A 19,183-nucleotide genomic window follows, 5' to 3' on the forward strand; every position below is an offset into this window, starting at 1 on the left:
CCCGGGGCTGGCACCCGGCGGTCAGCCCACCGGCGGGGCGGTCGGCGGCTTCGGGGCGGTCTCCGGCGCACTTTCGCCGGTGGGCCGCTCCAGGTCGCCGAAGGACTGCCGGATCAGCCGGTTCGCGTCCTCCTGACCGACTCCGGAAGCCACCATCAGGTCGCTGGCGGCGGTGCGCACCTGGGCGATCACCACGCTGCCCGAGAAGCCGACCCCCTGGGCGTACGCCCGGCCGGCCTCGGTGACTGCGCGCAGCGCGCACTCCCGAGCCTTCTCCGGCTCCTCGCCGCTGGCGAACTCGTGCTTGAGCAGGCGGACCGACTCGGCGAGGTGCGCGACCGCGTCCGGCATCGGCTCGGGCACCGACTCCTCGTCCTCGATCAGGGTGACCGCGCGGCGGATCAGCGTGCCGCTGTTGCGCATCGCCCGGTCGATCGGGTCGGCCGCCTCGGCGTAGTGGGTGAGTTCGTCGCGCCGGTGCCAGCGGGCCGGCGACAGGGTGACGGTCTCCTTGGCCCCCTCGATCGCTTCGCTGAAGGTGGCCAGCTCCTCCTTGTTGTCGCGGAGCCGTTCCAACGCCCGCTGGACCGCGTCCCGGTCCCGGCTGCGCAGCCCCTCGGCCGTGGCGTCCAACTGGGCGGCGAGCAGGTCCAGCGCGGGCCGGGCGGCCCGGTTGATCACCTGTAGCGGGTTGAGCGGGAGCAGGATCGCGGTCACCAGCAGGGCGATGCCGCCGCCGACGAAGGCGTCGACGAACCGGGGGATCTCCAGGTTCGCGGTGGACGGGGTGAGCGTGACGATCAGCACCGCGGTGGCGGCGGCCTGGATGACGATGCCCACGCTCGCGCCGGCGAAGACGGTCAGGATGACGGCCAGCGTGACCACCAGTCCGAGCTGCCACGGTCCGGTGCCGAGCAGGTAGATCAGGAAGTCGCCGAGAGCGACGCCGATCGCCACCCCGATGATCAGCTCCACGGTCCGGCGGAACCGCTGCCCTACCGAGACGGCGAGCGTGCCCACCGCGGAGATCGGCGCGAAGACCGGCTGCGGGTTGCCGAGCAGCTCGTGCGCCGCCAGCCAGGACAACCCGGCGGCCACCCCGGCCTGCAGCGCCAGCCCCATCGCCAGCCGCACCCGGTGCAGCCGGTCGTGCAGGGTGGCCTTGCCGCGCTGCCGCAGCTCCCGGGTGGCCTCCTCGACCTGCGGGAAGTCGGGTTCCTCCCGCTTCCGGTGCAGCACGACCCGGCGCAGCAGCGAACGGGTCCGGTACCGGGACAACGGCATGGCCGGGACTACCCGCATCACCGCGGGTGAATCCTCACCTTCGGCGATCTGCGGCAGACTCGTCCAGATGGCGGAGCTGATCGACCGGTGGCGGCGGGCGGCGCGGGGCGCCGGGGCGCCCGACGGGGCGGCCCTGACGGCGGCCGGCCAGGAGTTGCTGGCCCGGTGGCGGGAGCCGCACCGGCACTACCACACGCCCCGGCACCTGACCGCGGTGCTGGGCGTGGTGGACGCGTACGCGACGTCGGCCGGACGGCCGGACCTGGTCCGGCTGGCGGCCTGGTGCCACGACGCGGTCTACGACCCCCGCGCCCCGGGTGACGCCAACGAACGGGACAGCGCCGCGCTGGCCGGGGAGCTGCTCACCGGGTTGGGGCTGCCGGCCGACGCGGTGGCCGAGGTCCGCCGGCTGGTGCTGCTCACCGCCGGGCACGCGGTGGACCCGGCCGACCCCGACGGGGCCCTGCTCTGCGACGCCGACCTGGCCGTGCTGGCCGCGCCCCGGCCGGCGTACGACCGGTACGTCGCCGCCGTCCGCCGGGAGTACGGGCACGTGCCCGAACCGGCCTTCCGGGCCGGACGGGCCCGGGTGCTGACCGGCCTGCTGGCTCTGCCGGCGCTGTTCCGGCTGCCCCCGCTGGCCCGGCGCTGGGAGGCCGCCGCCCGGGCGAACCTCACCCGGGAGCTGAACGCGCTGACCGGGCCGGCGCCCGCTCGGGAGCCGACCTGACCAGGTGCTTCGGCCGGCGCAGGCCGGCCGCGCGGAGCAGCCGGACCAGTTCCCGGCTCGGCACCACCCGGGCGCCCAGCCAGACCGCCGCCGCGAACCGCTCGGCCGGGATGTCGTAGTGGTCCCGGTCGAAGCCCCGGCGCGGCACGCCCAGCATCTCGGCGAAGGCGTGCAGCTCGGCGAGGGAGACGTCGCTGATCAGATGCGACCAGAGCCGCCCCCGCCACGGCCAGCCGGGCCGGTCCAGATACAGCATGGCGGCAAATCTAGCCCGCCCCGGTGCGGTTGATGATCGCCTGACGGCGACCGTAGCCTTCCCCGCATGGCCGGATCCCCCCTGCTCGACGACCTGCGGGCCGCGCTCGGCGACGACGCGGTGCTGACCGACCCGGACCTGCTCCGGATGCACGAGCGGGACGAGGCGGACCTCTGCGCCGCCGGCACCCCGCTGGTGGTCACCCGGCCGCGCGGCACCGAGGAGGTGGCCGCGGTGGTCCGGGCGGCCGCCCGGCACGGCGTACCGGTGGTGCCGCAGGGCGCACGGACCGGCCTGGCCGGCGCGGCGAACGCGGTGGACGGCGCGGTGGTGCTGAGCACGGTCGCGATGAACGCCATCCGGGAGATCGACCCGGTGAGCCGGCTCGCCGTGGTCCAGCCCGGGGTGGTCAACGCGGCGCTCGCCGCCGCGGTGGCCGAGCAGGGGCTGTGGTACCCGCCCGACCCGGGCTCCTGGGAGTCCTCCACCATCGGCGGCAACGTCGCCACCAACGCGGGCGGCATGTGCTGCGTCAAGTACGGCGTCACCACCGAGTACGTGCTCGGCCTGGAGGTGGTGCTCGCCTCCGGCGAGGTGCTGCGCACCGGCCGGCGGACCCCCAAGGGGGTCGCCGGCTACGACCTCACCCGGCTCTTCGTCGGCTCGGAGGGCACGCTCGGAATCATCACCGAGGTGACCGTGGCGCTGCGCCCCGCCCCGGCGGAGTCGCTGACCCTGGTCGCGGTCTTCCCGTCCACCGCGGCGGCCGGCGACGCGGTGGCCGGGATCGCCGCCCGGGGCCTCTCCCCCAGCCTGCTGGAACTGCTCGACCAGACGCACCTGCGGGCGATCGAGGCGTACCGGCCGATGGGGCTGCGCACGGACGCCCAGGCGCTGCTGCTGGCCGCCGCCGACACCGGCTCCCGGGCCGCCGACGACCTGGCCGTGCTGGCCGAGGTCTGCACCGCGGCCGGTGCCGACGAGGTGTACGCGGCCACCGACGCGGTCGAGGCGGCGGCGCTGCTGCAGGCCCGCCGGCTGGCCCACCCGGCGATGGAGAAGTTCGCCGCGGACGCCTTCCCGGGCGGCAACGGCGGGCTGGTCATCGACGACGTGGCGGTGCCCCGCGGGTCGCTGGCCGCGCTGCTCGACGGGGTGGCCCGGATCGCTGCCGAGTGCGACGTGCCGATCGGCGTGGTCGGGCACGCCGGGGACGGCAACATGCACCCGAACATCGTGGTCGACCGGGCCGACCCGGCGAGCCTGGACCGGGGCCGGCGCGCCTTCGACGAGATCATGCGGCTCGGCCTGGCGCTGGGCGGCACCTGCACCGGCGAGCACGGGGTGGGCCTGCTCAAGCGGGACTGGCTGGCCCGCGAGATCGGCCCGGTCGGGGTCCGGGTGCACCAGGCGGTCAAGGCCGCGCTGGACCCGACGGGCCTGCTGAACCCCGGCAAGGTGCTCTGACCCGCCGCCATCGGCGCCCCCGGTTCTGGCGAGCCGCGCCGACGTCCGGCCCCGCTCGCGTCAGGCGGTGGGCTCGGCGGGGGTGGCCTGGGTGAGCAGCAGCAGGATCTCGTACGCCACCAGCGGCTGCTCCTCGCCCGGGCAGTCCTGGGTGGTGATCATGCCGACCGAGGTGAGCAGGCTGGAAGTGAGCGCGTCGATGCAGGTCACCCGGTACTGCCGGGCCTGATCGGTCTCCTGCGGCAGCCGCGGGTCGTCGAGCAGCACCTGGAGCCGCTGCACCTGCTCGGCGCCGAGCGCGCCGGACGAGGTCACCCCGTCGCCGGCGCAGTCGATGCACTCCCACCGGCCGTCCGGCTCCACGTTCAGCGTGCGCAGCGGGCCGTTCGAGCCGAGCTTCTGCAGCAGGCTGACCTTGCCCTTCCCGACGGTCGCCGCGCCGCCCAGCCCCGGCTGCACCGCCATCGACTCGGCCGGTCGCGGTGTCGGTTCGTCGTCGGCGTTGCCGGGGCTTGTGCAGCCGGCGAGGCTGACGGCCAGCAGGGCAGCGACGGAGAACGAAACCAGACGGAACCGGAAAGCGGGGACCACGCGCCGCAACCTACCCCACCGTAGGTAGCGCCGGAACCCGTCGCGCGTACCGAGATCGTTGCGTAACGTTACCGGCCGGTTAGGTTACCGTGACGAGGAGGGAAGTTCGGCCGCGTCGCCGTCGGAGCCCCGGTCCCGGACGAAGCCGCCCCGTACGTCGGGCGCGCCCAGCCGGGCCGCGTCGGCCGCCACGTCGTCCGGCATCTGCTGCGACTGCCGCTCGGCCGCCACCCGGGCCCGGTAGTTCTCCACCTCGCGGGCGCGGGTCGCCGCGTCCCAGCCGAGCACCGCGCCCATCAGTTCGGCGGCGTGCTCGGCCGACTCCAGTCCCCGGTGACTGGTCTCGAAGGAGATCCGGGTACGGCGGGTGAGCACGTCCTCCAGGTGCAGCGCCCCCTCGGCCCGGGCCGCGTAGGTCACCTCGGCGGCCAGGTACTCGGGCGCGCCGGCCAGCGGGGAGGCGAGCAGCGGATCGGCGTCGATCAGCGCGAGCAGGTCGAGGGTGAGGGTCCCGTAGCGCTCCAGCAGGTGCTCGGCCACCCCGACCGGCACCCCGTGCCGGCGGGCCAGGTCGGCCCGGTCCCGCCACATCGCGGCGTAGCCGTCCGCCCCGAGCAGCGGCAGGTCGGCGGTGCGCGACGGGCGTACGCCGCCGAGCCGGCGGGCGGCGCGGTCGACCACGTCCGAGGCCATCACCCGGTACGTCGTGTACTTGCCCCCGGCGACCAGCAGCAGCCCGAGCATCGGCTCGAAGACCGCGTGCTCGCGGGACAGCTTGGAGGTGGAGTCGGCCTCGCCGGCCAGCAGCGGCCGGAGCCCGGCGTAGACGCCCTCGATGTCGTCCCGGGTGAGCGGCCGGTCCAGCACCGTGTTGACCTGCTGGAGCAGGTAGTCGATGTCGCGGGCGGAAGCGGCCGGGTGGGACCGGTCGAGCCGCCAGTCGGTGTCCGTGGTGCCGATGATCCAGTGCCCGCCCCAGGGGATGACGAAGAGCACGCTGGTCGCGGTGCGCAGGATCAGCCCGGTCTCGCCGGTGATCGCCGAGCGGGGCACCACCAGGTGCACCCCCTTGGAGGCGCGGACCCGGATGCCGGGGCGCAGCCCGACGTCGTTGAGCATCCGGGACATGTCGTCGCTCCACACCCCGGTGGCGGCGATGACGGTGCGGGCCTGCACCTCGAACTCGGCGTCCGGCGAACCGGCGGGCGCCTCCAGGTCGCGCACCCGGACCCCGGTCACCTCGCGGGCCTGCCGGATCAACCCGACCGCCCGGGCGCTGCTCACCACGGTCGCGCCCAGGCTGGCCGCGGTGCGGGCCAGGGTGACCACCAGCCGGGCGTCGTCGACCTGGCCGTCGTAGTAGCGGATCGCGCCGGCCAGCCCCTCGGCCTTCAGGCTGGGGAAGACCCGCCGCGCGCCCTCGCGGGTCAGGTGCCGGTGCAGCGGCATGCCCCGGCCGCCGCCGAAGACGCCCGCGAAGGCGTCGTAGGTGGCCACCCCGGCGCCGTAGTAGGAGCGGCGGAAGAGCCGACCCGGCACGTCGCGTACGCCCCGACCGGCGGGCAGCGGGACGAGGAACGGCACCGGCCGGACCAGGTGCGGCGCCAGCCGGGTGGCGAGCAGGCCGCGCTCGGTGAGCGCCTCGTGAACCAGGTGGAACTCCAACTGCTCCAGGTAACGCAGCCCGCCGTGGATCAGCTTGCTGGAGCGGCTGGAGGTGCCGGCGGCGTGGTCGCGCGCCTCCACCAGGGCCACCTTCAGCCCGCGCGAGGCGGCGTCCAGGGCGGCGCCGGCGCCGGTCACGCCACCGCCGATGACCAGCACGTCGAACCGCTCGGCCCGGAGCCGGCGCAGGTCGTCGGCGCGGCGCTCCGGGGAGAGCTGACCGGCGACTGATCGGGACACGTTCGGGTCGCGCACCCGTCCACCGTAACCGTCGCGGGCACTCCGGCGGCAGGCGGCGCTCGGGCCGTACTGTCTGGGGATGCAGGTCGGTCCCCCGTCACCCACCGGTCCGTACGTGCCGCAGCCCCCGCCCGGCCCGGCCCGGCCCAGCCCGTGGGCGGTGGTGGCGGCCGCGCTGGCCGGCGGCTGGATCGTCGGGTGCACCGTGCTCACCCAGGCCGGTGGATGGCTGACCGACCAGGTGCTGCTGGCCAGCGGGCTGGACCGGCTGCCATGGCTCTGGCCGGCGCTCGGCCTGCCGGCCGTCCTGCTGGCCGGCATGCCCGCGCTGCTGCTGGCGCTGCTGCCCCGCTCGGCGGCGGTCCGGGCCACCGGCCGCGCCTGGCTGGCCGGGGTGCTGGTGCTCGCCACGCTCGGGCTGCTCCGCGCCATCCCGCCGGTGCACCACGAGGCGTACCTCGCGGCACTGGCCGGCACCGCCGCGCTGGCCGCCACCGTCCTGGCCCGGCTGGCCCGCCGTCGCGCGGTAGGCGCCCCGCCCCCGGCGGGTCAACCGGCGGGGGCCGCCGGGGGCCGCCGGCCGGGCGGTCTCACCCTGCTCGGCGTGGCCGCCGGGCTGGTGCTGCTGCTGCCCTGGGTCTGGTTGGGCGCGCTCGGCGGGCCGCTGGAGACCGGGCTCGCCGCGCTGGCGGCGGCCGCCCTCGGCGCGCTGGCCGGGGCGCTGCTGGACGCCGGCTTCTGGGCCCCGTTCGCGGTCGGCGAGCCGCCCCGGCCGGCCCGGCTGGTGCTGGTCGGCGGGCTGGTCGCCGGGGTGGCACTGCTGCTGCTGGCCGCCGGGATCGGCCAGTCCGGGGCACAGCTGCCGCTACTGCTGACCCTGCCGCCGGCCGGCTTCGCGCTGGCCGCTCTCCAGGCGGCGGCCCGCCGCCCCGGCGCCGGCCGGGCCGCCGACCGTGCCCCGGCCGGCTGGCTGGTGGGGCTCGCCGTGCTCGGCCCGCTGGCCTTCACCGACCCGGAAGAGATCAGCCTGGTCCTCACCAACACCCGCGACGTGCCGTTCTGGGTGGCGGCCGCCGCCGGCGCGGGGTTCGCCGTCGCGGCGCTGCTGGCCGTCGCGTACGGGGTGCTGCTGGCCCGGCCGCGCGGCCGCACGCCGAGCCGGCGGGTGGCCGCGGTGACCGCCGCGACCCTGCTGGTGGCGACCGGGGTGATCGCGGCCGGCCCCGGCCAGCCCGGCCTGCACGGCGAGCGGCTGCTGGTGGTGCTGCGCGAGCAGGCCGACCTGACCGGGCTGCCGGCCGGCGCGCCGGGGCGGGCCGGCCGGGACGCCCGCGCGGCCGAGGTCTACCGCCGACTGGTGGCCACCGCCGACCGCAGCCAGGCCGGGCTGCGCCGCGACCTGCGCCGGCTCCGGCTGCCGTACACCCCGTACTACCTCGTCAACGCGGTGGAGGTGGCCGGCGGCCCGGGGATGCGCGCCTGGCTCGCCGGCCGGCCGGAGGTGGACCGGGTGCTGGTCAGCCAGCGGCTGCGGCCACTGCCGGCGCCCGCCGGGGTCAGCCGGGGCACCGCCCCCGCCCCGACCGGTCCGGAGTGGAACATCCGGCTGATCGGCGCGGACCGGGTCTGGTCGCAGCTCGGCGTGGACGGCTCCGGCGTCGTGGTGGGAAGTTCCGACTCCGGGGTGGACGGCGGGCACCCGGCACTCGCCGGCGGCTTCCGGGGCGGCGACGACTCCTGGTACGACCCGTGGAACGGCACCCGCGCGCCGGCCGACCGGGGCGGGCACGGCACCCACACGGTGGGCAGCGCCGTGGGTCGGGGCGGCCTCGGGGTGGCCCCCGGCGCGCAGTGGGTGGGCTGCGTCAACCTGGACCGCAACCTCGGCAACCCGGCATACTACCTGGACTGCCTCCAGTTCATGCTGGCGCCCTTCCCGCCCGGCGGGGACCCGTTCACCGACGGCCGGCCGTCCCGGGCGCCGGACATCCTCACCAACTCGTGGGGCTGCCCGTCGATCGAGGGCTGCGACCCCCGGGTGCTCCGCCCGGCCACCGCCGCGCTGGACGCCGCCGGCATCCTGGTGGTGGCCGCCGCCGGCAACACCGGGCCGTACTGCGGGTCGATCGACGACCCGCCCGCGCCGTACCCGGACGTGCTGACCGTGGGGGCGGTGGACCGGCAGCGCCGGGTCACCAGCTTCTCCTCGCGCGGGCCGGCGCCGGGTGGCGCGGCCAAACCGGACCTGGTGGCGCCGGGCGCCGAGGTGGTCTCCGCGATGCCCGGCGGCGGGTACGCCCGGCTCGACGGCACCTCGATGGCCACCCCGCAGGTGGCCGGCGTGGTGGCGTTGATGTGGTCGGCGAACCCGGCGCTGGTCGGCGACCTGGCCCGGACCCGGCAGCTGCTGCGGGAGACGGCCACTCCGGCGATCGCCAGCTACCGCTCCCGCGACCCGGCCGACGCCTGCGGGGGCGACCGGAACATCACCGGCGCCGGTCTGGTCGACGCGTACGCCGCCGTCCGGGCCGCCCGCTCCTGACCGGCCAGGGAGCCCCGGTGGTCGCTGCGCGGCCCTTGCGCACCCCGGTACCCGGTGATCTAGGGTCGGCCACCATGGACGCGGAGATCGTCGAGCTGAGCGCCGACCGGGCGCCGGCCGTGGTGCAGCTGTGCCGGCGGGCACTGGACCTGCCGGAGGACGCGGCCGAGGCCGCCGAGATCGTGGCCACCCTGTGGACCCGGGCTGGCGCGGACCGGCCGGTGGTCGCGCTGGGCGCGTACCGGGACGGAGACCTGGTCGGGGCGCTGATCTGCTCGGTCGCCACCGACCCCCGGCTCGGGCACGTGGACCTGGTGGCGGTCGACCCGGGCGTGCGGCGCCGGGGTGTCGGGCGGGCGCTGCTCGGGCACGCCGAGCGGCGGCTCGCCGGGCTGGGCGTGGCCGAGGTGCTGCTGGCCGGGAACCCGCCCCACTACGCCTGGCCCGGCGTCGACGTGCGGTACACCCCGGCGGTCTGCGCCGCGCTGGCGCTCGGCTACCGGCAGGACCGGACGGCCTGGAACATGACCGCCGACCTGTCGTACGAGGGATCGCCGGCGCTGCGGTCCACCGAGGACGCCGAGCGGCGGCTGGCCGGGCAGGGCATCACCGTCCGCCGGGCCGAGCCCGCCGACCTGCCGGCGCTGACCGCGTTCGCCCGGTCCACCTTCGGCGGCTCCTGGGATGCCGAGCTGCTCGGCTCGGTCGGCCGGGACGGGGCGGGCTGCCACCTGGCGGAGCGGGACGGCGAGGTGCTCGGCTTCGCCGCGTACGGGTCGAGCCGGCCGAGCTGGTTCGGGCCGATGGGCACCGCCCCGGCGGCCGAGGGCTCCGGCATCGGCGGGGTGCTGCTGCGCCGCTGCCTGCGCGACCAGCACACGGCCGGGCTGGCCGCGGCGCAGATCGGCTGGGTCGGGCCGGTGCGGTTCTACTCGGGCAGCGCGGGTGCCCGGATCGAGCGGGTCTTCTTCCTGTACCGCAGGACGCTCGACAGGTGACAGGGGCGAACAGGACATAGATCCCGATAACGCCGTTCAGCCACCGCGCCGACCGCCGCCTCCTACGGTTTCGGTAGAGGAGGCAGCCATGACCACGGACGACGAACATACCGACGACGTCCAGCCCGTCACCTGGACCCCGGTCGGCGAACTCCCCGGGCAACTGCCGTTCGACCGGCTCGACTACGGCGACGCCGAACAACTGGCGGAGATGGCCGGCGCCGAGGAGGCCGAGGCCGAGGAGCCGCTGGAGATGGTCGACGCGCCGATCCAGCTCCGGCCGCCGTACGACCGGGCACAGAAGCGGCGTAACCAGCGCCCGCTGCCCACCTGACGACGAAAACGGGGCGGACCGCGTCAGCGGCCCGCCCCGTTTCCGGTCGGAACTGGACTCAGAAGTCCATGTCCCCGCCACCCGGGCCAGCCGGGGCGGCCGGGGTCTTCTCCGGCTTGTCCGCCACGACGGCCTCGGTGGTGAGGAACAGCGCCGCGATCGACGACGCGTTCTGCAGCGCCGAGCGGGTCACCTTGGCCGGGTCGATGATGCCCGCGGCCAGCAGGTCGACGTACTCGCCGTTGGCGGCGTTGAGGCCGTGGCCCGCCTCCAGGTTGCGGACGTGCTCGACGACCACGCCGCCCTCGAGGCCGGCGTTGACGGCGATCTGCCGCAGCGGGGCGTCCAGCGCGATCTTGACGATCTGCGCGCCGGTCGCCTCGTCGCCGGTCAGGTCCAGCTTGTCGAAGGCGGTCTTGCCGGCCTGCACCAGCGCGACGCCACCACCCGGGACGATGCCCTCCTCGACGGCGGCCTTCGCGTTGCGGACGGCGTCCTCGATGCGGTGCTTGCGCTCCTTCAGCTCGACCTCGGTGGCCGCGCCGACCTTGATCACCGCAACACCGCCGGCCAGCTTGGCCAGGCGCTCCTGCAGCTTCTCCCGGTCGTAGTCGGAGTCGCTCTTGTCGATCTCGGCCCGGATCTGGTTCACCCGGCCCTGGATCTGCTCGGCGTCACCGGCGCCGTCGACGATGGTGGTCTCGTCCTTGGTCACCACGACCTTGCGGGCGCGGCCCAGCATGTCGAGGCCGACGGCGTCGAGCTTGAGGCCGACCTCCTCGCTGATGACCTGGCCACCGGTGAGGATGGCGATGTCGGTGAGCATGGCCTTGCGGCGGTCACCGAAGCCCGGCGCCTTGACGGCGACCGACTTGAAGGTGCCGCGGACCTTGTTGACCACCAGGGTGGCCAGGGCCTCGCCCTCCAGGTCCTCGGCGATGATCAGCAGCGGCTTGCCGCCCTGCATGACCTTCTCGAGGATCGGGAGCAGGTCCTTCACCGACGAGATCTTGCTGTTGACGATCAGGATGTACGGGTCGTCGAAGACGGCCTCCATACGCTCCGGGTCGGTCATGAAGTACGCGGAGATGTAGCCCTTGTCGAAGCGCATACCCTCGGTGAGCTCCAGCTCCAGGCCGAAGGTGTTGCTCTCCTCGACGGTGATGACGCCTTCCTTGCCGACCTTGTCCATCGCCTCGGCGATGATCTCGCCGACACTGGTGTCACCAGCCGAGATGGAGGCGGTGGAAGCAATCTGCTCCTTGGTCTCCACGTCCTTGGCGAGCTTGAGCAGCTCCTCCGAGACGCTGGCCACGGCGGCCTCGATGCCCCGCTTCAGGGCCATCGGGTTGGCGCCGGCGGCCACGTTGCGCAGGCCCTCACGAACCAGGGCCTGGGCCAGGACGGTCGCCGTCGTCGTGCCGTCACCGGCCACGTCGTCGGTCTTCTTGGCGACCTCCTTGACCAGCTCGGCGCCGATCTTCTCGTACGGGTCCTCGAGCTCGATCTCCTTGGCGATGCTCACACCATCGTTGGTGATGGTGGGGGCACCCCACTTCTTCTCGAGCACGACGTTGCGGCCCTTGGGGCCGAGCGTCACCTTCACGGCGTCGGCGAGCTGGTTCATGCCCCGCTCGAGGCCGCGGCGCGCCTCTTCGTCGAACGCGATCATCTTGGCCATACGGCGTTGTCCTCCTGGACACTCACGGGCCACCCGAGTGTGTGTCCCGGATGGGCCGCCTGGTGTACGCACCTTGGGACGTCGCCACCGGATGACGGCGACGCCTCCTCGGCCGGGCCGGATAGCCCGCGACGACCGGCCACGCGCCTCGCCCGCGGTTGTCCCGCTGGCGTGGCCGCGGCCCCACCGCCCCGACCATTGGCACTCACAGGTTGCGAGTGCCAATGACTTGTTTAGCACTCTCCCTGGGCGAGTGCAAGCACGACCGCCCCGGTCAGCCGAGTTCGCCGGCCAGCCGGGCCGCGTTCACCGGGCCCTCGTGGGCCCGCTGCTCGGCGTAGGTGACCACCAGGCCGACGAGCTGCACGACGTGCGCCGGCAGGGCCAGCACCGCGGCCGCCAGGATGACCATGGTCACGCCGACCGCCGAGCCCGCGGAGTCGAACGGGGTGGTGCCGAACGGCACCGTCCCGGCCGCCTCGACCACGCCGGCCACCATCGACCCGACGATCACCGCGGCGACCACCATCGCCACCCGGCCGAGCAGCAGGCCCAGCCGGTCGTGGAACATCCGCCAGGCCCGGCCGATCGGTGCCTGGCGCTCGAAGAGCCAGACCGGGCCGGCCATGCTCAGCGCGAACGCGAAGTAGATGCCGGGAATCACGCAGAGGCAGACACCGAGCGCCACGATCAGGCCGGTCAGCAGGGTCCAGCCCCAGAGCCCGAACGCCCGGCGCAGGCCGTACCGCAGCGCCGCGCCCAGCCCGACCGGCTCGCCGGCCGCCTGCCGGGCGACCACCCAGCTGCCGGCGGCCCAGCCCACGCTCTGCACCAGGCCGAAGAGCAGGCTGCCGCCGATCAGCACGCCGAGCAGGGTGGCCAGGTCGGTCAGGAAGGTGTCCGGCAGCGCGTTCGGGTCCTGGCTGGCCGTGGCGTCCCACTCGGCCGACGGATCGACCAGCAGGCTGATCACCGACAGCGCCGCCGCCGGCAGCACCTGGGTGAGCAGCAGGATCGGCAGCAGCAGCCGCCAGCCCCGGCGTACCGCGCCGACGCACCGGTCGAACCAGCCGGACACCCCCGCCCCGGGCGGGGTGACCAGTTGGTCGGTCGGGTCGAAGCCGTAGCCGGGTGGATACCAGCCCGGCTGGCCGAGCGCCGGCTGCGGATACCAGGGCACGCCATACCCGCCGGGCGGAAACCCGCCGGTGGGCGGCGTCGGCCAGCCCGGCCCGCCGGCGGCCGGCGGCCAGCCCCGCGGACCGTACGGGGTGACGCCACCCGGCCACGCCTGCGGCGCGGCGGGATCCCACGCCTGGGGTTGCTGCGCTCCGGGTGGTTGCGGCGCGGCCGGGTCCCACGGTTGGGCCGGCTGGGCGGCCGGGCCGATCGCTCCGGGCGGTTGCGACGCCGTGGGGTCCCCCGGCTGGTCGGCCGGAGGCAGCGGGGCGGTCGGGCCCCCGGACTGACCGGCACCGGACGGCTCCGCCGGCTGGTTGGCGCCCGGAGCAGGGTCGCCCGCTCCGGAGACTCCCGGGGTAGGGGACGACGCGTCCGGGGGCGGCTGGTCGGACATGAACCCTCCTCAGCGACAGCTGGAACGGCTCACGATCTTTCCTGGTGCGGTGGTCGCACCGCAGCCCCGCCGACCCGGCGCGTCGGAAAGTGGGGGCGCCGGATCAGGCGATGACGCGCACCCGCTCGGCCTGCGGCCCCTTCTGGCCCTGGGCGATCTCGAACTCGACCCGCTGGCCGTCGTCCAGCGCCTTGTAGCCGTCCATCTCGATCGCGGAGAAGTGGACGAAGACGTCCTGCCCGCCGTCGACGGCGATGAAGCCGTAGCCCTTTTCGGCGTTGAACCACTTCACGGTGCCCTGTGCCACGGTGCACTTCCTCACTCTGCGCGGCGTACCACAACCCGGAGGCCGGCACGCCGGCATCCCGGGGCCACCGTTCGGCGATCGGCGACGACCGCTGAAAGGGTGACCGAAATCGCACGCTACACGAGGCGTGACCACGGTGCACGACCACAAATCGGGCGTATTCCGTTTGATCGCCGGCTCGTCGGGATCGTCGTACGTCGTTGTGGTAGGCATGCGGGCATGACCAGCGATCCGGGCGGGCCGGGCCGCCGGGTGGCGGAGGTCCGGCGGGTCCGGCCGCGGGACGCCGCCCGGATGCGGGCGCTGCGCCTGGAGATGCTCGCCGACGCGCCGCTGGCGTTCCTGGAGACCCTGGCCGACGCGGCGGCCCGGCCGCACGCCGAATTCGCCGCACGGGTCGCGTACACCTCGACCGGCACCGACACCGCGCAGTTCGTGGCCGACCCCGGTGGCCGGTTCGTCGGGCACGCCGGGGGCACGACGATCCCGGCCGAGCCCGGCCTCACCGTGATCTACGCGGTCTACGTGACCCCGACCTGGCGCGGCAGTGGACTGCTCGCCGAACTGGTCGAGGCGGTGGCGCAGTGGTCAAGGGCGTGCGGCCGGCCCGAGCTGATGCTGGAGGTGGTGGTCGGCAACGACCGCGCCTACCGGGCCTACCAGCGGCTGGGCTTCGTCGACACCGGCGTCCGGGTGCCCCACCCCACCATCCCCGCCCTGACCGAACTCCAAATGCGCCGCCCCGCCTAACCCCGCTGACGGTAGACCCAACCCAAGGCAGCACCCCGAAAGATCAACACCCCCAGGGCGCAGGGTCCCGACGCAGGCCGACCCGGAAGGGTTTCCGGGGCAGTCCGCCCCGCGTCGGGATCAAGCCTGACCGCCCAGAGCGGGGCGGGCTGCCCCGGAAACCCCCAACCGCAACCCACGTGGCTGCCCCGGAAACCCCAACCGCAACCCAGGTGGCTGCCCCGGAAACCCCTCAACCTCAGGAATGCCGACGAGACTGCACGATCCGGAACCGGTTAGCCACGTAAGCCCCGTCCGTCAGCGCCGCGTTCGCCGCCGGGTTGGCGCCGCTGCCGTGGAAGTCGGAGAAGGCCGCCGACTGGTTCACGAACACCCCGCCGGTCAGGTTGCAGGACAGGTGCACCCCGACCTCGATGGCCGCCGCCTCGGCGGCGTCCAGCACCGCCTCGTCGGTGGAGTAGACGCCGGCGGTGAGCGCGCCCTTCTCGCCGACGGTCTTCCGCATGATCTCCAGGCTGTGCGCTGTCGAGTCGGTGGGGATGACGAACGAGATCGGCCCGAACCACTCCCGGCCGTAGGTCGCGGTGTCGTCCGCGCCGACCTTGACCACCGTCGGGGTGCGGACCACCGCGCCGGGGAAGGCCGGGTGCTCGACGGTACGCGACTCCAGCACCGGCTCACCGACCTTGGTCACCTCGTCCAGCCGTTCCAGCACGCCGTCGTTGACGACCGCCCCGGTCAGCTCCACCCCGCGGGCCGGGTCGGCGGTGAGCTTGCCGACCGCGGCGGCGATCCCGCCGGCCACCTCGTCGAAGCTCTTGTGCCCCTGGTCGGTCTCGATGCCGCCGGCGGGGATCAGGATGTTCTGCGAGGTGGTGCACATCTGGCCGCTGTAGAGGGTCAGCGTGAAGCCGAGGTTGCGGCACATCCCGGCGAAGTCGTCGGTGGAGTCGATGACCACCGTGTTCAGGCCGGCCTTCTCGGTGTAGACAGCGGCCTGCCGGGCGTTGGCCTCCAGCCAGTCGCCGTACTCGGTGGAGCCGGTGAAGTCGACGATCTTCACGGCCGGGTGCAGGGCCAGTGTCGAGGCGAGCTTCTCGCCCGGGGCCTCGGCGGCCAGCAGCACCAGGTTGGGGTCGAAGCCGGCCTCGGCGAGCACCTCGCGGGCGTACCTGATGGTGATCGCGAGCGGCAGGACGGCGCGGGGGTGCGGCTTGACGATCACCGGGTTGCCGGTGACCAGGGAGGCGAACAGCCCCGGGTAGGAGTTCCAGGTCGGGAAGGTGTTGCAGCCGATGACCAGGCTCACTCCGCGGGGCACCACGTGGAAGGTCTTGGTCATCCGCAGCGGGTCGCCCTTGCCGGCCGCCTTCTCCCAGCCGGCCGTCCCCGGGTGCCGGGTCATCTCCGCGTACGCGTAGGCGAGCGCCTCCAGCGCCCGGTCCAGGGCGTGCGCGCCGCCGGCCTGGAAGGCCATCACGAACGCCTGCCCGCTGGTGAACTGCACAGCGTTGGCCAGCTCGAAGATGTGCTTGTGCAGCCGGTCGAGGATCTCCAGGCAGACGCCCACCCGGGCCCGCGGGCCGGCGTCGCGCCACGCGGGCAGCGCGGCGGTCGCGGCGGCGACCAGCTCGTCGGCGCCCGCGTGCGGGTAGCGGACGTCCAGCGGCACGCCGAACGGGCTGGTCTCGGTGGCGACCCGGTCGCCGGTGCCCGGCTGGTCGAGGGGGAAGTCGCCGCCCAGGTACGCCTCGAAGGCGGCCTTGCCGTCGGCGGCGGCGGTCTCGCCGTACACCCGGGGGCTGGGGGACTCGGGGTAGGCGGACCAGTACCCGCGCTCCGTGATCGCGGTCAGCGCCCGGTCGAGGGTGTCGGCGTGCCTGTCGTACAGGGGGTGCGGGGTCTCCGTCATGCCCGCCATCATGCAACAGGTGACACCAAAATCAGTAGGCCCGTGTCACAACTCAGATCGTCAGCTGCCAGTCGGTCCAGCCGTCGACCGGGCGGAAGCCGAGCTGCTCGTTGATCCGCACCATGTGCGCGTTCTCGGCCGCGTTGAAGGTGTCGATCACGCGTACCGCCGGCTCGTGGGCCAGCAGGTGGCGCAGATTCTCGATCTTGGTGAGCAGGCCGAGCCGGTGACCGCGGTGCTCCGGGTCGACGATGGTGATCTGCTGGAACGCGTGCCAGTCGGCGGACGCGCCGACGTCGAGCAGCGTCCAGGCGACCAGCCGTCCGGACTCCTCGTGGCGTACCGCGGTGTGGTAGCGCCGCCGGCCGCGGGCGTCCAGCGCCCGTTCGGTGCCCCGGACCCGTTCGGCGTCCACCCGCTCCGCCTCCCAGTGCAGGTCGCCGGTGGGTGAGTCGGTCATCAGCCGGCCGTCCAGATAGGCGATGTCGGCGAGGTGCTCCTCCGGCGTCCCGCCGCGCCACTGGACCGTCCGGTAGCCCGTGGCGCCGCCCCGGGCCTCGGCGAGCAGCGCGTCCAGCCCCGCCTGGTCCAGCCGGGTGACGTCGAGCCGGCGCCGGACCTCGAGGAGCGCCGGGTGCGCGCCCAGCGCGGCGGCGAACGCCGCACCGGCCGCCGGGCGGGACGGGCCGCCGGGCAGCGCGGAGACCGCCATCCCGACCACCCGCTTGCGGCCCCGCCCGCGCAGCAGCCGTACGCCGTGCTCGTGCAACGCCCGGCCGACGCCACGCCGCCGATGGGCCGGGTGCACGATCAGGTCGGCGGTGGCGTTGTCGGTGTTGTCCAGTTCAGGCAGGTCGAGGGCGAGATAGCCGGCCGGTTCGCCGTCCAGCCGGGCCAGCGCCCAGAGCGCGGCGGTGCCCGGCATCGGGTGCCGGACGGCGGCCTCGAACCGGCGCCGGCAGAACGGCGGGAAGTCGGGCAGGTCGGCGTCGTTGGCCGCGGCGCCGACCCGGTAGGCCGCGTCGATCGCGGCCTGGTCGGTGGCCTCGATCGGCGCGATCGTGATGCTCATGCAGCGAGGGTGCGCCCCGGAACGACGATCGGGCCAGCGAATTTCGCCGGCCCGATCGGAGGTTGGTCGGGAGGGACGCTCGCACAACGCCGCCGGCGTTGGGTCGTAAGGACTCGCAAGTCTTTCGGCGATACGCCCTCCCGCACGGAGCATCTTGCGCCGTCCGGTTCCTACCGTCAAGTCCTCGACGGCGGGTTTTCCGCACCCAGAGCGAAAAGCCCGTTACCCGGCGGATCGGCCGCATCCCCCGTCCGGGTGATCCGGGACCTCCGGCGAGCGGTCGGGAGCCCGCTCGGTTGGTTCACGCCGTGTCCCGGAAATCGCGGTATCCGACCGGGCCGGACCACCGCGACTTCCGGGACATCGTGTCGATCTTGCTGCCCGCCCCGCCGCCGGTCGAGGCGGGAGAGTCAGTTGAGCAGGCTCGCGTCACCGGACGGCGCGGGACAGCCCGTGATCTTGCTGTCAGCCCCGCCGCGCCGGGCGAGTCAGCCGAGCAGGCCGGCGTCGCGGGCGGCGCGCAGCGACGGCTTGATCCGGTGGGTCGGGCCGACCTGGCCGGCCACCGCGTCGAGGGTCTTGAGCCCCTCGCCGGTGTTGAACACCACGGTCTCCGCGGCCGGGTCGAGCCGGCCCGACTCGACCAGCTTGCGCAGCACCGCCACCGTCACTCCGCCGGCGGTCTCGGCGAACACCCCGGTGGTCCGGGCGAGCAGCCGGATGCCGGCGCGAATCTCGTCGTCGTCGACGTACTCCATCCAGCCGCCGGTACGCCGCACCGCCTCCAGCGCGTAGAGGCCGGCGGCCGGGTCACCGATGTTCAGCGACTTGGCGATGCCGGTCGGCTTGACCGGAGTGATGGTGTCGGTGCCGGCGTGCAGCGCGGTGGCGATCGGGTTGCAGCCGGCCGACTGGGCGCCGAACACCTTCCAGCCGCCGGCCGGGGCCTCGACCAGGCCGATCTCGACCAGTTCGGCGAACGCCTTGTCGATCTTGGTGAGCAGCTCGCCGCTGGCCATCGGGATCACCACCTGGGCGGGGATCCGCCAGCCGAGCTGCTCGGCCACCTCGTAGCCGAGCGTCTTGGAACCCTCGGCGTAGTAGGGGCGCACGTTCACGTTGACGAACGCGGTGTCCTCGAACTCGTCGGTCTCCACCAGCTCCCCGCAGAGCCGGTTCACGTCGTCGTACGAGCCGTCGATGGCGACCAGGTCGCCACCGTAGACGGCGGTGGTGACCACCTTGCCCTGCTCCAGGTCGCTGGGAATGAAGACCACCGACGGCGCGCCGACCCGGGCCGCGTGCGCGGCGACCGAGTTGGCCAGGTTGCCGGTCGAGGCGCAGGCGAACCGGCTGAACCCGAGCGCCCGGGCGGCGGTCAGCGCCACCGACACCACCCGGTCCTTGAACGAGTGGGTCGGGTTGGCGCTGTCGTCCTTGACCCACAGCGGCGCGGTGATGCCCAGCTCGGCGGCGAGGTGCGGGGCGGCGACCAGCGGGGTGAGCCCCGGGTCGAGGGTCACCCGGGTCGCCGGGTCCTGGCCGGCGGGCAGCAGGGCCGCGTACCGCCAGAGGTTGGCCGGGCCGGCCTCGATCTGCTCGCGGGTGACCTTGGCCAGCTCGGCGGTGTCGTAGTCGACCTCCAGCGGGCCGAAGCAGTCGTAACAGGCGTGCTGGGCGGCGAGCGGGTAGCGGGCCGAGCAGGCGCGGCAGACCAGGGCGCGGGCCGGGCTGGCGGAGGTGTCGATGCCGGAGGCGGCGAGCGTCGACGTCATGTC

At 74.5% G+C, this 19,183-nt stretch carries 16 protein-coding genes; 6 read left to right on the top strand and 10 right to left on the bottom strand.

Features of this window, described 5'->3' with window-relative positions:
- Positions 1–21: 21 nt before the first annotated feature.
- Positions 22–1,302 carry an FUSC family protein gene (locus GA0070609_RS26265; protein ID WP_088996268.1) on the bottom strand — a complete coding sequence of 427 codons (1,281 nt, stop codon included), beginning with the start codon at positions 1,300–1,302 and terminating at the stop codon, positions 22–24.
- A 49-nt stretch (positions 1,303–1,351) separates the two neighbouring features.
- Here GA0070609_RS26265 and GA0070609_RS33710 point away from each other — a divergent pair, with 49 nt between their 5' ends.
- Positions 1,352–2,014: an HD domain-containing protein gene (locus GA0070609_RS33710; RefSeq protein ID WP_172899408.1), complete on the top strand. Its 663-nt coding sequence runs from the start codon at positions 1,352–1,354 to the stop codon at positions 2,012–2,014.
- Here GA0070609_RS33710 and GA0070609_RS33715 read toward each other — a convergent pair.
- Entirely contained in the window at positions 1,959–2,270 is a 312-nt protein-coding gene (locus GA0070609_RS33715; protein WP_172899409.1) for a DUF4031 domain-containing protein, read from the bottom strand. The two genes, GA0070609_RS33710 and GA0070609_RS33715, sit on opposite strands and share 56 nt — an antisense overlap.
- Before the next feature lie 66 nt (positions 2,271–2,336).
- Between GA0070609_RS33715 and GA0070609_RS26275 the strand changes: the two genes are divergently transcribed.
- On the top strand, positions 2,337–3,737 hold the full coding sequence (locus tag GA0070609_RS26275; RefSeq protein WP_088996269.1) for an FAD-binding oxidoreductase: 1,401 nt from the start codon (positions 2,337–2,339) through the stop codon (positions 3,735–3,737).
- Between the two features lie 60 nt (positions 3,738–3,797).
- On the opposite strand, the gene GA0070609_RS26280 is transcribed toward GA0070609_RS26275, so the two are convergent.
- Both GA0070609_RS26280 and GA0070609_RS26285 read right to left on the bottom strand, forming a co-directional pair.
- Positions 3,798–4,328: a hypothetical protein gene (locus GA0070609_RS26280; RefSeq protein WP_088996270.1), complete on the bottom strand. Its 531-nt coding sequence runs from the start codon at positions 4,326–4,328 to the stop codon at positions 3,798–3,800.
- Positions 4,329–4,412: 84 nt separating this feature from the next.
- Positions 4,413–6,233 carry a glycerol-3-phosphate dehydrogenase/oxidase gene (locus GA0070609_RS26285; RefSeq protein WP_088997977.1) on the bottom strand — a complete coding sequence of 607 codons (1,821 nt, stop codon included), beginning with the start codon at positions 6,231–6,233 and terminating at the stop codon, positions 4,413–4,415.
- Positions 6,234–6,312: 79 nt separating this feature from the next.
- On the opposite strand from GA0070609_RS26285, the gene GA0070609_RS26290 reads away from it, so the two are divergent.
- The 3 genes from GA0070609_RS26290 to GA0070609_RS26300 all read left to right on the top strand — a co-directional run bounded on the left by GA0070609_RS26290 (position 6,313) and on the right by GA0070609_RS26300 (position 10,107).
- Positions 6,313–8,775 (top strand): S8 family serine peptidase, encoded by a 2,463-nt coding sequence (locus tag GA0070609_RS26290; protein WP_088996271.1) that lies wholly within the window; start codon positions 6,313–6,315, stop codon positions 8,773–8,775.
- Positions 8,776–8,849: 74 nt separating this feature from the next.
- Positions 8,850–9,773, top strand: a complete 924-nt coding sequence (locus GA0070609_RS26295; protein WP_088996272.1) for a GNAT family N-acetyltransferase — start codon at positions 8,850–8,852, stop codon at positions 9,771–9,773.
- Positions 9,774–9,861: 88 nt separating this feature from the next.
- Positions 9,862–10,107 carry a hypothetical protein gene (locus tag GA0070609_RS26300; protein WP_088996273.1) on the top strand — a complete coding sequence of 82 codons (246 nt, stop codon included), beginning with the start codon at positions 9,862–9,864 and terminating at the stop codon, positions 10,105–10,107.
- Between the two features lie 58 nt (positions 10,108–10,165).
- Here GA0070609_RS26300 and groL read toward each other — a convergent pair whose 3' ends face one another.
- The 3 genes from groL to GA0070609_RS26315 all read right to left on the bottom strand — a co-directional run bounded on the left by groL (position 10,166) and on the right by GA0070609_RS26315 (position 13,671).
- Positions 10,166–11,788 (bottom strand): chaperonin GroEL, encoded by a 1,623-nt coding sequence (gene groL / locus GA0070609_RS26305; RefSeq protein ID WP_088996274.1) that lies wholly within the window; start codon positions 11,786–11,788, stop codon positions 10,166–10,168.
- Between the two features lie 274 nt (positions 11,789–12,062).
- Positions 12,063–12,968 carry a hypothetical protein gene (locus tag GA0070609_RS26310; RefSeq protein WP_157748301.1) on the bottom strand — a complete coding sequence of 302 codons (906 nt, stop codon included), beginning with the start codon at positions 12,966–12,968 and terminating at the stop codon, positions 12,063–12,065.
- A gap of 499 nt (positions 12,969–13,467) precedes the next feature.
- Positions 13,468–13,671 (bottom strand): cold-shock protein, encoded by a 204-nt coding sequence (locus GA0070609_RS26315; protein ID WP_013288855.1) that lies wholly within the window; start codon positions 13,669–13,671, stop codon positions 13,468–13,470.
- Positions 13,672–13,890: 219 nt separating this feature from the next.
- Between GA0070609_RS26315 and GA0070609_RS26320 the strand changes: the two genes are divergently transcribed.
- Positions 13,891–14,421: a GNAT family N-acetyltransferase gene (locus tag GA0070609_RS26320; RefSeq protein WP_088996276.1), complete on the top strand. Its 531-nt coding sequence runs from the start codon at positions 13,891–13,893 to the stop codon at positions 14,419–14,421.
- A 238-nt stretch (positions 14,422–14,659) separates the two neighbouring features.
- On the opposite strand, the gene paaN is transcribed toward GA0070609_RS26320, so the two are convergent.
- The 3 genes from paaN to thrC form a co-directional block, all read right to left on the bottom strand.
- On the bottom strand, positions 14,660–16,333 hold the full coding sequence (gene paaN / locus GA0070609_RS26325) for a phenylacetic acid degradation protein PaaN (RefSeq protein ID WP_172899410.1): 1,674 nt from the start codon (positions 16,331–16,333) through the stop codon (positions 14,660–14,662).
- Positions 16,334–16,385: 52 nt separating this feature from the next.
- On the bottom strand, positions 16,386–17,405 hold the full coding sequence (locus GA0070609_RS26330) for a GNAT family N-acetyltransferase (protein ID WP_088996278.1): 1,020 nt from the start codon (positions 17,403–17,405) through the stop codon (positions 16,386–16,388).
- 488 nt (positions 17,406–17,893) lie between these two features.
- Positions 17,894–19,180 carry a threonine synthase gene (thrC, locus tag GA0070609_RS26335; protein ID WP_088996279.1) on the bottom strand — a complete coding sequence of 429 codons (1,287 nt, stop codon included), beginning with the start codon at positions 19,178–19,180 and terminating at the stop codon, positions 17,894–17,896.
- Positions 19,181–19,183: the final 3 nt, after the last annotated feature.

This window comes from Micromonospora echinaurantiaca (assembly GCF_900090235.1).
Lineage (GTDB): Bacteria > Actinomycetota > Actinomycetes > Mycobacteriales > Micromonosporaceae > Micromonospora > Micromonospora echinaurantiaca.

Bases quoted from the DNA above. Each gene is read 5' to 3' on its own strand.
- GA0070609_RS26290 (WP_088996271.1), top strand. From the start codon at position 6,313: ATGCAGGTCGGTCCCCCGTCACCCACCGGTCCGTACGTGCCGCAGCCC.
- GA0070609_RS26300 (WP_088996273.1), top strand. From the start codon at position 9,862: ATGACCACGGACGACGAACATACCGACGACGTCCAGCCCGTCACCTGG.
- GA0070609_RS33715 (WP_172899409.1), bottom strand. From the start codon at position 2,270: ATGCTGTATCTGGACCGGCCCGGCTGGCCGTGGCGGGGGCGGCTCTGG.
- GA0070609_RS26275 (WP_088996269.1), top strand. From the start codon at position 2,337: ATGGCCGGATCCCCCCTGCTCGACGACCTGCGGGCCGCGCTCGGCGAC.
- GA0070609_RS26265 (WP_088996268.1), bottom strand. From the start codon at position 1,302: ATGCGGGTAGTCCCGGCCATGCCGTTGTCCCGGTACCGGACCCGTTCG.
- GA0070609_RS33710 (WP_172899408.1), top strand. From the start codon at position 1,352: ATGGCGGAGCTGATCGACCGGTGGCGGCGGGCGGCGCGGGGCGCCGGG.
- GA0070609_RS26330 (WP_088996278.1), bottom strand. From the start codon at position 17,405: ATGAGCATCACGATCGCGCCGATCGAGGCCACCGACCAGGCCGCGATC.
- groL (WP_088996274.1), bottom strand. From the start codon at position 11,788: ATGGCCAAGATGATCGCGTTCGACGAAGAGGCGCGCCGCGGCCTCGAG.
- GA0070609_RS26295 (WP_088996272.1), top strand. From the start codon at position 8,850: ATGGACGCGGAGATCGTCGAGCTGAGCGCCGACCGGGCGCCGGCCGTG.
- GA0070609_RS26320 (WP_088996276.1), top strand. From the start codon at position 13,891: ATGACCAGCGATCCGGGCGGGCCGGGCCGCCGGGTGGCGGAGGTCCGG.
- thrC (WP_088996279.1), bottom strand. From the start codon at position 19,180: ATGACGTCGACGCTCGCCGCCTCCGGCATCGACACCTCCGCCAGCCCG.
- paaN (WP_172899410.1), bottom strand. From the start codon at position 16,333: ATGACGGAGACCCCGCACCCCCTGTACGACAGGCACGCCGACACCCTC.